The sequence below is a fragment of the Corallococcus praedator genome (genome assembly GCF_003612125.1).
In the GTDB taxonomy this organism is placed as follows: Bacteria; Myxococcota; Myxococcia; order Myxococcales; family Myxococcaceae; genus Corallococcus; species Corallococcus praedator.
Genome location: NZ_RAWI01000289.1, coordinates 1 through 12,102 on the forward strand (window position 1 = coordinate 1; position 12,102 = coordinate 12,102).

6 protein-coding genes are annotated in these 12,102 nt (G+C 70.2%); all 6 read left to right on the forward strand.

Annotated elements, in window-relative coordinates:
• Nucleotides 1-973, forward strand: a 973-nt coding sequence (locus D7Y13_RS29240) for an SIS domain-containing protein (RefSeq protein ID WP_147452515.1), incomplete at its 5' end; no start/stop codon positions are given.
• On the forward strand, nt 973-2,154 hold the full coding sequence (gene nagA / locus D7Y13_RS29245; RefSeq protein ID WP_120585498.1) for an N-acetylglucosamine-6-phosphate deacetylase: 1,182 nt from the start codon (nt 973-975) through the stop codon (nt 2,152-2,154). The genes D7Y13_RS29240 and nagA, both read left to right, overlap by 1 nt.
• Nucleotides 2,155-2,223: 69 nt before the next feature.
• Nucleotides 2,224-4,260, forward strand: coding sequence for a glycosyl hydrolase family 18 protein (locus D7Y13_RS29250; protein ID WP_120585497.1), 2,037 nt, complete (start codon nt 2,224-2,226; stop codon nt 4,258-4,260).
• 266 nt (nt 4,261-4,526) lie between these two features.
• Complete coding sequence (locus tag D7Y13_RS29255; protein WP_120535006.1) at nt 4,527-8,192, forward strand: DUF3857 domain-containing protein; 3,666 nt, start codon at nt 4,527-4,529, stop codon at nt 8,190-8,192.
• Between the two features lie 85 nt (nt 8,193-8,277).
• Nucleotides 8,278-10,578: a hypothetical protein gene (locus tag D7Y13_RS29260; protein ID WP_199732931.1), complete on the forward strand. Its 2,301-nt coding sequence runs from the start codon at nt 8,278-8,280 to the stop codon at nt 10,576-10,578.
• A gap of 152 nt (nt 10,579-10,730) precedes the next feature.
• A partial coding sequence (locus tag D7Y13_RS29265; RefSeq protein WP_279637127.1) for an acyltransferase occupies nt 10,731-12,102 on the forward strand: 1,372 nt, incomplete at its 3' end.

The window sequence follows — 12,102 nt, forward strand, 5'->3', positions numbered from 1 at the left end:
CCTCCAGCTTGACCGCTGCCGCGACACCCTGGCCTACCTGGGTGCCCGCCTTCGCCGGACCCCGCCCCGCTTCGTCGTCACCTGCGCGCGGGGCAGCTCCGACCATGCGGCCGTCTACGGCAAGTACCTCATCGAAACCACGCTGGGCCGCGCCGTCGCGTCCATGGGTCCCAGCGTCGCGTCCGTCTACAACACCCGCTCGCTCGACCTGCGCGACTCGCTCTTCATCGCCATCTCCCAGTCCGGCCAGAGCCCCGACCTGCTGCGCATGACCGAGGCCGCGCGCGCGGGCGGCGCCGTCGTCCTGGGCTTCATCAACGACGAGTCCTCGCCCCTGTCCGCGCTGTGCGACGTGCGCGTCCCACTGTCCGCCGGCCCCGAGCACAGCGTCGCCGCCACCAAGTCCTACCTGCTCTCCGGCCTCGCCTTCCTCCAACTCGTCGCCTACTGGTCGGACTCCGCCGAGCTGCACGACGCCGCCCGGCGCTTGCCGGACGCGCTGGAGGCCGCGAGCAAGCTCGACTGGTGGCCCGCGCTCGCCTCCCTCAAGGACGCTTCCAGCCTCTACGTCGTCGGTCGCGGCAGCGGACTGGGCGCGGCGCTCGAGATGGCCCTCAAACTCAAGGAGACCTGCCGCCTGCACGCGGAGGCCTTCAGCTCCGCCGAGGTCCTCCACGGCCCGCTCGGACTCGTGCGCCCGGGCTTCCCCGTGCTCGCGCTGGGCCAGGAGGACAACGCCGCGCAGGGCATGCGCTCCGTCGTACAGCGCATGGTGGAACTGGGCGCCACCGTCCACGCCACCCTGCCCGTCCCGGGCGCGCAGCCACTGCCCACCCTGCCGAACCTGCCCCCGGTGCTCGCGCCCCTGTGCCAGGTGCAGAGCTTCTACTTCGCGGTGCACCAGCTCGCGACCGCACGCGGCCTGGATCCGGATGCGCCCGCGCACCTGCGCAAGGTCACGGAGACGGTGTGATGGCAGGCGCCACGGTCGTCGTCCTCCACGGCGCGCGGGTCTTCACCGGGGACCTGCTCCTCGAAGGACAAGCCGTCGTCCTTGAAGGCGACACCGTGCGCGCCGTGGTCCCCACCGCTGAAATCCCCACGGGCGCCACCGTGCGCACGCTGCCCGGGGACACGCTGCTCGCGCCCGGCTTCGTCGACGTGCAGGTGAACGGCGCGGGCGGCGTGCTCTTCAACGACACGCCCACCCAGGAGGCCGCGCTCGCCATCGCCTCCGCCATGCGCCGCACCGGCACCACGGGCCTGCTGCCCACCTTCATCACCGACGACCCCACGCGCATGCGTGAAGCGTGCGAGGCCGCGCTCGACGCCGCCGCGCGTCCCGACAGCGGCGTGCTCGGCATCCACCTGGAAGGCCCCTTCATCAGCCGCGAGCGCGCTGGCGTCCACGCACCAGGCTTCATCCGCGCCCCCGCCCCGAGCGACCTCGACTACCTCACCGCCCTGCCCCGCCGCTTCGCCGCGCACGGGGGACGCGTGTTGATGACGCTCGCGCCGGAGTGCGTGGACGACGCCACCCTGCGCCGCCTCGCCGCGTCCGGCGCGGTGCTCAGCGCGGGCCACACCGCCGCCACCAGCGAGCGCACCACCCAGGCGCTCCAGGCCGGCGTGCGCGGCTTCACCCACCTGTTCAACGCGATGCCCCCGGTGATGAACCGTCAGCCCGGCCCCATCGTCGCCGCGCTCACCCACGACGATGCGTGGTGCGGCGTCATCGCGGACGGCGTGCACGTGCACGCGGACAACCTGCGGCTCGTGCTCAAGGTCAAACCTCCCGGCAAGGTCTTCCTCGTCACGGACGCGATGCCGCCCGTGGGCACCTCCGTCACGTCCTTCACGCTCCAGGGCCGCACCATCCTGCGCCGCAACAAACGCCTGGAGACGGAGGACGGCACGCTCGCGGGCGCGGACATCGATCTCACTTCGGCCGTGCGTCACTGCGTCCACTCGCTCGGTGTCCCGTTGGAGGAAGCGCTGCGCATGGCGTCGCTCCATCCCGCGACCTTCCTGGGCGTGCACGGACACAGGGGACGCATCGCCCCGGGCCATCGCGCGGACCTGGTGCTGTTGAAGGAAGACCTTTCCGTCCACACCACCTGGGTCGGCGGACAGGCACGAAGCCCGGAAAAATAACTCCGCGATTAACCCTGAATAATCGGGTCGTGACTCCTTCCGCGTGTACCGCAGGCGAGGAGAACACGAATGCTGCGTAGCAAGTGGATCATGGGCCTGGTCGCGTCCGCGCTGACCGTCACCGGATGTGGCCAGGAACTCTTCACGCCCGAGGCCGAGGGCCCGGGCAGCGTGATGAAGGCGCCGCTGGAGGCCGCGTGGGCCGTGGGCGTCGCCTATTCGGTGGGCACGCGCGTCTCCTATGAAGGCCGCATCTATGAGTGCCGTCAGCCGCACACGTCCCAGTCGGACTGGACGCCCTCGGCCGTGGCCTCGCTGTGGCTCGACGTCGGCCCCGCGACGGGCGGCGGTGACACGCAGGCCCCCGTCGCCTCCGCGTCCGCCAGCGCGTCCAACATCACCGCCGCCGGCTCCGTCACCATCTCCGCGAGCGCCACCGACAACGTGGGCGTGACGAAGCTGGAGATTTTGGAGAACGGCACGCTCGTCGCCACCGCGTCGTCGTACTCGCGCGCCTTCTCCTCCTCCGCGCAGAACGGCACGTACACGTACACCGTGAAGGCGTATGACGCCGCCGGCAACGTGGGCACGAAGACGGTCAGCGTCACCGTGGCCATTCCGGGCAGCGGCGACACCCAGGCCCCCGTCGTCACCGCCAGCGCCAGCACGTCGCGCCTCACCGCCGCGGGCTCCATCACCATCTCCTCCAGCGCCACCGACAACGTGGGCGTGACGAAGACGGAGATCCTGGAGAACGGCACGCTCGTCGCCACCGCGTCGTCGTACTCGCGCGCGTTCGCCACGTCCGCGCAGAACGGCACGTACACGTACACCGTGAAGGCGTACGACCTCGCGGGCAACGTGGGCACGAAGACGGTCAGCGTCGTCGTGGAGCTGCCCGGCCAGCCGCCCGTGGGCAACAAGCGCATCGTCGGTTACTTCACCGCGTGGGGCATCTACGGACGCAACTACCAGGTGTCCAACGTGCCGGCGTCGAAGCTCACGCACATCAACTACGCCTTCTCCAACATCACGCCGGACGGCAAGTGCGTGCTCGGGGATGCGTTCGCGGACATCGACAAGGGCTTCGGCTTCCCGGGTGAGTGGGACGCGGGCGCGCTGCGCGGCAACTTCCGCGCCTTCAAGGAGCTGAAGAAGACGAACCCCCAGCTGAAGCTGCTCATCTCCATTGGCGGCTGGTCCTGGTCCAAGTACTTCTCCCAGGTGGCCGCGTCGTCCGCGTCGCGCGCCGCGTTCGTGAAGTCCTGCGTGGACCTGTACGTGAAGGGCCAGTTCCCCGGCGTCACCCCGGCCAACGGCGTGGGCGTGTTCGACGGCATCGACGTGGACTGGGAGTACCCCACCGGCGGCGGCCTGCCGGACAACATCAGCAGCCCCGCGGACAAGGTGAACTACACCCTGCTCATGCAGGAGTTCCGCACCCAGCTGGCCGCCGTGACGGCGCAGACGGGCCAGCCCTACCTGCTCACCATCGCGTCGGGCGCGTCGCCGGACCTGCTCGCCAACAAGCAGGAGACGGTGAAGCTGGCCAACATCCTCGATTGGATCAACGTGATGTCCTACGACTACCACGGCGCCTTCGAGAGCACGGTCAACTTCCACTCCGCGCTCAACCGCGTGACGGGCGACCCGGGCGCCAACGACGGCTTCTACACCGACGGCTCCATCGCGAAGATGCTCCAGCTGGGCGTGCCCGCCTCCAAGATTGTATTGGGCGTTCCGTTCTACGGCCGAGGCTGGGGCAACGTGCCCAACGTGAACAACGGTCTGTTCCAGAGCGGCGTCCCCACCAAGGGCACCTGGGATGACGGCCAGTCGGGCCTCACCGGCGTGTTCGACTTCAAGGACCTGAAGGCCAACTACGAGCGCGCGGGCTCCGGCTACACGAAGTTCTTCCACCCGGAGAGCAAGCAGGCCTACGTCTACAGCCCGACCACCAAGGTCTGGGTGGCCTACGACGACGCGCAGAGCGTCACCGCCAAGTCGGACTACATCCTGTCCAACGGCCTGGGCGGCGCGATGTTCTGGGAGCTGAGCGGCGACGACGGCACCCTGGTCAACGCCCTGTACTCCAAGCTGCACTGACGGCCGGGCGGCACCCGCTGCACACATCAGGGCCGGCACGGGCATCAGCGCCCGTGCCGGCCCTGTGCATTTTCGACTTCCTGCCTCCACGGGCCCACCCCGCCCCACACCGGTCCGACATAGACTGGAGGTGGATTGGGTTGCCTGCTCGCCGTCCGGGGCCACATGCAGGGGAAGGCCGCGACGGGTCCGCCTGTTCAACGGCGTCGTCGCCCCCTGCTGTCCCGGCGTCGCTGCTGGCGCCGCTGCTCTACCGAGGAGAACGGATGTCGCGTTTCACATCGCTGGCCGCAGTCTTCGTGCTCACCTGCCCCGTGCTGGCGCTCGCGAAGCCGAACGCGGACGACCGGGCCCGCGAGTACGCGGCCGAGGCCCAGAAGGCCGCTGGCTCCCCACGCGGGGGTGCCGCCCTTCTGCGGATGCACGCGCTGGTGGACGACGTGGAGGACCTCACCCCGCTGGTGAGCACCTACCAGCAGATTGCTTCGCGCCGCACGTCCGACGTGAACACGCGCACCACCGCGCAGATCCTGCTGATGGACGCGGAGCGCTCCCGGGGCCGCATGGTGCGCGCCAATGAAGTCCGCCAGTGGCTGGGCTTCGTCAACGACTACTACGTCGTCGGCGGCTTCGAGAATGAGGGCAAGGCCGGCTGCGACACCGACTTCGGTCCGGAGACCGCCGCGTTGGACCTGACGGCGCGCTACCCCGGTGCCAAGGGCCACGAGGCCACCTGGCGCAAGCTGTCCGTCACGTCCGCGGACGGCTATGTGGACCTGGCCACCGCCGTGCGCCCCAACAAGGAGGCCGTGGCGTACGCGCTCACGTGGCTGGAGGTCCCGCAGGACACGCGCGTCGCGCTGGGCCTGGGCACCTCCGGCGGCTACCGCCTGTGGGTGAACGGGCAGCTGGCCTCCAAGGAGGACCGCTACAACCTGCCCCGCCCCGACCAGACCCGCGTGTCGGTGAAGCTCAAGAAGGGCCTCAACCGCGTCCTCGTGAAGGTGTGCCAGGAGTCCGGCCCGCTGGGCTTCTACCTGCGCTCGGAGACGGCGTCCGCCCGCGCCACGCTGCCCGCCAAGGCCCCCGCGCTGGAGCGCGTGCCGGCCCCCGCGCCGCAGGTGCTGCCCACGCTCACCTCCTCGCTGCGCGCGCTGGTGGAGAAGAACCCGGACGACGCGGCCCTGCGCGGCGACTACGCCCAGGTGCTCGCCTTCTTCCGCGCCTATGACGAGCGCGAGCACACCGCCAGCGCGGAGGCCGCCGCCGCCGCCGAGGCCGCCCCCAACGACGCGCGCCTCCAGCTGCTGGCCGCCAACACCCAGACGGATGATTTGAACGAGCGCCGCCGCTTCCTGGAGGCGGCCGTGAAGGCGGATCCGACGTTCGCCCCGGCGCGGCTGGCGCTGTCGGACCACGAGATGGACCGCGGCCACCCGGAGCGCGTGCAGCCGCTGCTGGCCCCGCTGCTGGAGAAGGATGACGGCCGCAACGAGCCGGGCGCGCGACTGCTGATGGCCCGCGCCGCCGAGGCCCTGGGCGAGCGCGCCCGCGCGAATGCACTGGTGGAGGAGACCTTCCGGCAGCAGCCCCGTGTCCCCCGCGTGGTGCGCGTGGCGGCGGCGGCGTCCCGGCAGATGGGCCGCAACCAGGAGGCCATGGACCGCATGCGCGTGGTGCTGGCGCTGCGCTTCGATGACACCAACACCCGCCGGCAGTTGGCTTCGCAGCTCGCGGACGCGGGCAAGGTGGACGCCGCCGAGCGCGAGTACGCGAAGCTCACCGACCTGAACCCCTTCGACAACGGCTCGCGCGTGCGGCTGGCGGAGCTCAAGGCCTCCAACGGCGCCGCGGAAGAAGCGGCCGCGCTCTTCACCGAGGCCAAGGCCCTGTCCCCCGACGAGCCGGAGGTCTACGAGCGCGAGGGCCGCGCGCTGCTCGCCGCGGGTCAGCGCGAGCCGGCGCTGGCCGCCTTCGAGCGCTCGCTGGTGCTGCGCCCGCAGAACCCCGGCCTCAAGGAGGCCCTGCGCACGCTCAAGGGTGAGACGGAGAGCGCGGGCACGCAGTACCTGGTGGACGCGAAGCCCCTGACCAAGGAGGCCGAAGGCTACGTGCACGAGGACGCCGTCTACCTCGTGGACAGCACCTACGTGCGCGTGCAGAAGAGCGGCCTTTCCAGCCGCATGCAGCAGATGGTGGTGAAGGTCCTCAACACGCGCGGCGTGGACGCGTTCCGCAACCTCCCCGTCAGCTATTCGCCGGACCGCCAGGAAGTGCGCGTGCTCAAGGCCCGCGTGACGAAGCCGGACGGCTCCGTGGTGGAGAGCTACGGCGACGCCGAGCGCAACATGAACGAGCCGTGGACGGGCATGTACTACGACGCGCGCATGCGCGTGCTGTCGTTCCCGTCGCTCGCGGTGGGGGACACGCTGGAGCTGACCTACCGCCTGGACGACACCGCGCAGGACAACCTGCTGTCGGACTACTGGGGCGACGTGGAGAGCGTGCAGGGCGTCTACCCGAAGGTGCGCTTCCAGTACATCGTGGACATGCCCAAGGAGCGGCCGCTGTACTGGAACAAGAGCCGCCTTGCGGGCGTGGAACAGCAGCAGTCGCCGCTGGAGGACAACACCCGCACGCTGTACCGCTTCGGCGCGAAGCACGTCTCCAAGGTGGTGCCGGAGCCGGGCATGCCGGGCTGGGCGGAGGTCGCGCAGAACCTGCACATCTCCACGTACAAGACGTGGGACCAGGTGGGCCACTACTGGTGGGGCCTCGTGCGCGACCAGCTCCAGCCCAACGCGGAGCTGAAGGCCACGGTGGAGCAGGTGCTCCAGGGCGTGGACCGCAAGAACGAGCTGGCCGTCGTGCGCGCCATCTACTCCTTCGTCGTCACCAACACCCGCTACGTGGCGCTGGAGTTCGGCATCCACGGCTTCAAGCCCTACCGCGTCGACCGCGTGCTGGCGCGCCGCTTCGGTGACTGCAAGGACAAGGCGAGCCTCATCTACTCCATGCTGAAGGTGGCGGGCGTGGACAGCCGGCTGGTGCTGCTGCGCATGCGCAACCTGGGCTCGCTGGACGCGGAGCCCGCGTCGCTGGCGGCCTTCAACCACGCCATCGCGTACGTGCCCAAGTTCGACCTGTACCTGGACGGCACCGCGGAGTTCCACGGCGCCAAGGAGCTGCCCAGCGCGGACCGCGTCGCCAACGTGCTGGTGGTGGACCCCAACGGCACCAGCAACTTCCTCACCACGCCGGAGGCGAAGGCGCAGGACAACACCACCACGCTGGCCATGGACGTGTCCCTGCGGCCCGACGGCGGCGCGGAGGTGAAGGGCCAGAGCAGCGTGTCCGGCCAGTCCGCGCCGGACTACCGCCGCGCCTACCGCCCGGAGTCCACGCGCAAGTCCACCTTCGAGCGCGCGTGGGCGCAGAGCTTCCCCGGCCTCACCGTGCGCGAGGTGAAGCTCAGCGACACCACCCGCCTGGATGACGACGTGGCGCTGGACTTCAAGATGGGCATCCCGCGCTACGCGGAGGTGCTCCCCGGCGGCAGCCTGCGCTTCCTGCCCTTCGGCACCGGGCGCACCTACCAGCAGGCGTACGCGTCGCTCGCCGAGCGCCGCTTCGACCTGGTGATGCAGAGCCCGTGGGTGAACACCTTCAAGCTGCGCTACACGCTGCCCGGCGGCTACACCGTGGCGGAGATGCCCCAGGCGGTGGAGGAGACGACGCCGTTCGGCCGCGTGAAGCTCTCCTACCGCGTGGAGGACGGCACCCTCGTCGCTGACGGCGAGGTCGCCCTCTCCGTCGCCCGCATCAAGGCGGACGAGTACCCGCAGTTCCGTGAGTTCCTGGGCCGCGTGGACCGGGCCTTCGGACGCCGCATCCTGCTCCAGGGCCCGGGGCAGAAGACGGCCTCGCGGTAGCGCGGAGAAACACTCCCGGCGCATCTTCGCGCCGGGCTGCACGGAGGGCTTGACCCGGATGCGGCCCTCCGTGCTTAAGCAACGCATGCACCGTGCACGCGCGCTCGTCCTTGGCTGCCTGCTGGTGGCGGGGACCGTCTCCGCCGCCACCCCCGTCGTCCAGCTTCCCGAAGGGGGACGGGCGGTGGAGGTCGTCCCGAAGGGCATCCTCTGCGGCCCCGTGCGCGGCGGCTGGGTGCTCTCCCCGGATGGACGCTCGCTCAAGCCTCCCACCCGGGCGGAGGACGCCGCGCGCACGCTGGAGCTGAAGGTCGCCGCGGATGAAGCCGCGTGCGCCACGGCCACCGACACCGTGGTGGTGGTGGCCACCGGGCCCTTCCCGCGCATCGACAGCGCCTCCACCACCTTCTACCCGGACGACGGCCGGCTGGAGCTCAAGGGCACCGGCCTGAAGAACGTGACCATCGCCTGGTCCGGCGTGCCCCGGGGACCGGATCCGCAGGGCAAGGCCGTGGAGGGCGAGGACGTGTGCCTGGAGCCCAACGGCCCCTCCGAGTGCGCGGTGCCGGTGACGCCGGGCCTGCCCACGGACGCGACGCTGTCCTGGCGCCCCGCCTTCGCGCGCTCGGGCGCGGACGTGACGACGTACGACGCCAACGGGCGCTTCCTGGACGACGAGTACTTCCGCCTGCGCCCCGGCCGCACCGTGCTCACGCGGCCCCTGGTGCAGTCCTCCGGCGTGGACATGTCCAAGGGCCCCGGCTACGCGGCGGTGACGCACTCGGAGGCCATCGCCTCCGTGGACTGCGGCTCCGCGCGCTGCGAGGTGACGGACGGCGCGGTGTCCATCCGCAACGTGCCCGGGGTGAACCCCACCGTGTCCCTGCGGCTGCGGCTGGTGCCGCGCGTGTTCTTCGCCCGGGGCGACGCGCTGGAGACCTCCGTCGCGGAGACGCTGCCCGTGCTGGCGTGTCCGCTGAGCGCCGTGGAGGGCACCGTGCTGCGCGACGCGGAGGACTCCGGGCTCGTCATGCGCCTGGACGCGGCGTGCGCGCATGATCCACGCGGCCTTCTGTGGACGGTGAACGGCGCGCGCACCCGCGTGGAGCGCGTGGTGAAGGTCCCGGAGGGCACCTATGTCCTGCTGCGCACCCGGGGCACCGACGAACCCCAGGTGACGGTGACGGCCACCACGTCCCGCGTGGACGGCACGGTGGTGGCCTCCGAAACGGCGGAGACGCGGCCGGTGCCGGACCCGCGCGCGATGCTGGAATTGCCCGGTCACGGCGGCATCGACTTCGTGCCCACCAACCGCCCGGCGGAGGTGACGGTGGCCTCCAACGGCGGCCAGGGCCGCTTCGTGCTGCGCCCCCTGGGCGGCGCGTACACCGTGACGACGCGGGACACCGCCACGCTCGTACAGGGCGAGGCCACCGCGGGTGGCTTCGTGTCGCTGCGCTTCGGCTACCGGCTGCCCACGCTGCCGGCGGAGCTGGCCACCACGGACCTGTTCCTCACCAGCGAGCGCGTGCAGCGCGCGGTGCGCGAGGCGAGCGTGCCCACCAACGTGGAGAACCTGGTGGAGTTCATCTGCGCGGACAAGGACGGCCACGACGAGACGCTCACGCCCAGCCGGCCGCACCGGTTGAACTACGCCATGCGCAACACCTGCCGCGTCATCATCCACCGCGAGCGCCTGACGCCCCAGGAGGGCAACCAGGAAATCACCCTGCGCATCGACGTGACGAAGTCCGACGGCTCCACCCGGGGCGAAAGCCACGTGGAGCAGCGCCTGTTCCTGCGCCCCAAGGGTGAGGTGCGCGTCATCCCCGTGCAGGGCAACCTGGGCCAGTACGACCGCATCCTCGTGCAGGTGTCCCACGTCGCGGACGAATCCCGCTACGCGCTCTCCACCGTGGACCGCACCGGGCTGCCCTCCGCGCAGTGGACCGCCATCGTACGCGGCGGCATGTTCCGCCTCTACACCATGGCCACCATCCCAGCGGGTCTCTACCGCGCCACCCAGCCCACGGGACAACTGGCCATCAACTTCGGCGTCCTGTCCCGTCTGGCATTGCTCAACAACGAGGGCCAGGAGCGCCTGCTGGGCATCGAGATGGGATTGATGGGATTGGGGCTCGTGCCACAGTCAGGGGACATCCAGTTCCCGCCCACGCTCGCCGCCGTGCTGGGCCTGGGCCTGCGCGTGCCCATTGGCCCGGGCGCGGCGGTGGGTGCCAACGCATGGATTGCCCGCGAGTTCCGGGGCGACATCACCCGGCGCACCAACGGCGACCCCAACACCAACACCGTGGTGCCCTCCAGCAAGTGGTCCTTCATCTTCGGGCCCAGCATCTCCGTCGGGAACGTGGGCTTCAATCTCTGAAAGCCACCCCCAGACCTCCCTGCCTGTCTGTCGATGGGAGGGCCAGCACGGCCCTGACTGACAGGAATGGGAGCTTGCAGGGGCAATGCCATGGGTTAGTGTCCGCAGCCCTTCGGACGTGGCATCGCGCCGAAGCGCCCCCTGCAAGAGCCATGAGCAACCTGCGCGATTCCATCGAGACGCAAATCCAAGCAGCCCTGCGGCAAGTGCTTGAACAGACTGGCTGGCGCCCCAGATGGGCGGCCCATGCCGTCCTCGGCGCGCAGACGCCTCAAGGTGGACGTGAGCTCCTGCTGGGCGGTGCCAGCGCCTCCCTGGATGCACATCTCGTGCGCTCGGTAGAGGAGCCGGACGGCCTCGTCGCGCTTCCCGTGCGTGAGTGGGCCCGGGAATTGCGCCAGCTCTGGGCCATGGGCGCCATCTACCTCGTGGATGGCGCAAGCCACATCGCCAGCTCGGTCCGGATCAAGGGGCGACGTGTCCTGATCTCACGCTCGAGGGTGGAGGAGTTCAGCATCATCGACGGAGATGGAGTCGCATTGATTGACAGTGAGGTTCGCGGGCATGCGGTCCTGACAGGGCCGCTGCTGCTGAAGGGAACCCAGGTGGACCCACAGGCGGTGATCGGTCCGCTGGTCGTGGTGGAGCAGTCCTACCTTGCGCCCTTCGTCAAGCTCCAGCGCACCGTCAGGGTCCGCGCCAGTTCCATCGGAGCTCACACGGCACTCGAGGGCGGAAACCATGTCGAGCGCTACCCGCAGTCCAGCTCGCAGCGGCGTGGCTTCGGAGTCGAGGTAGAGCGCCAGTGTTGGATTGGCCAGCACGTCTCGCTCTCGGGCGGAGCCCGGTTGGGAGAGGGCGTGGTGGTGGCGGCCCACTGTGCGGTCTCCTCGGACGTGGGAGAGCACGTCATCGTCGCGGGAAACCCGGCAAGGGCGTTGCCGGTGGATCTCCACCTTCGAGAGCTCTCCGCGGAGCAAGCACGTGAGGCAGGTCACCAGCAGGGAGCCGCGGCGACCCGGTTCCCCGTCTATGGCGCGTGTACCTCCCGATGGGATGCCGCCGATGCGGTGGTGCTGCGCTATCCCCACCATGGAAGCCGTCGCGGACTGGCGGGCCCCACCCTGATTGACTTTCAACAAGGAGCCCTGGAGGCGCTCCTCGCCCAGGCGTTCCCAGACAATCCATGTCAGGTGCTCCCCAAGCAAGGCGGACCGGAGGTCGCCTTCGAGCTGCGTTTAGCCCGTCTGCTGCCACGGTATGAGAAGCCGTCACCCGCGCTCACACTGTCGCTGGCGGGAGCGGCGAGTGACCTCTCCCCCGAATCACCTCTCGAGCAGGACATGCTCGAGGTCCTCGCGGAGCAGTCATGCGACATGGAGAGCTTGTTCTCCGAGTGCATGGCTCGCGCATTCGAGCGCGAGGAGATCCTCGAGTGGGCGGCGCTGGAAGGAACCCTCTGCCTGCTGTCGCAGCGAGGTTGGGTACGCCCCCCGCTGCTCCCCCCCGTCATCGCCTCCATCC

What these genes read in the sequence shown, in the direction of transcription:
- D7Y13_RS29250 (WP_120585497.1), top strand. Translation starts at nt 2,224, where the DNA reads ATGCTGCGTAGCAAGTGGATCATGGGCCTGGTCGCGTCCGCGCTGACC.
- nagA (WP_120585498.1), top strand. Translation starts at nt 973, where the DNA reads ATGGCAGGCGCCACGGTCGTCGTCCTCCACGGCGCGCGGGTCTTCACC.
- D7Y13_RS29260 (WP_199732931.1), top strand. Translation starts at nt 8,278, where the DNA reads ATGCACCGTGCACGCGCGCTCGTCCTTGGCTGCCTGCTGGTGGCGGGG.
- D7Y13_RS29255 (WP_120535006.1), top strand. Translation starts at nt 4,527, where the DNA reads ATGTCGCGTTTCACATCGCTGGCCGCAGTCTTCGTGCTCACCTGCCCC.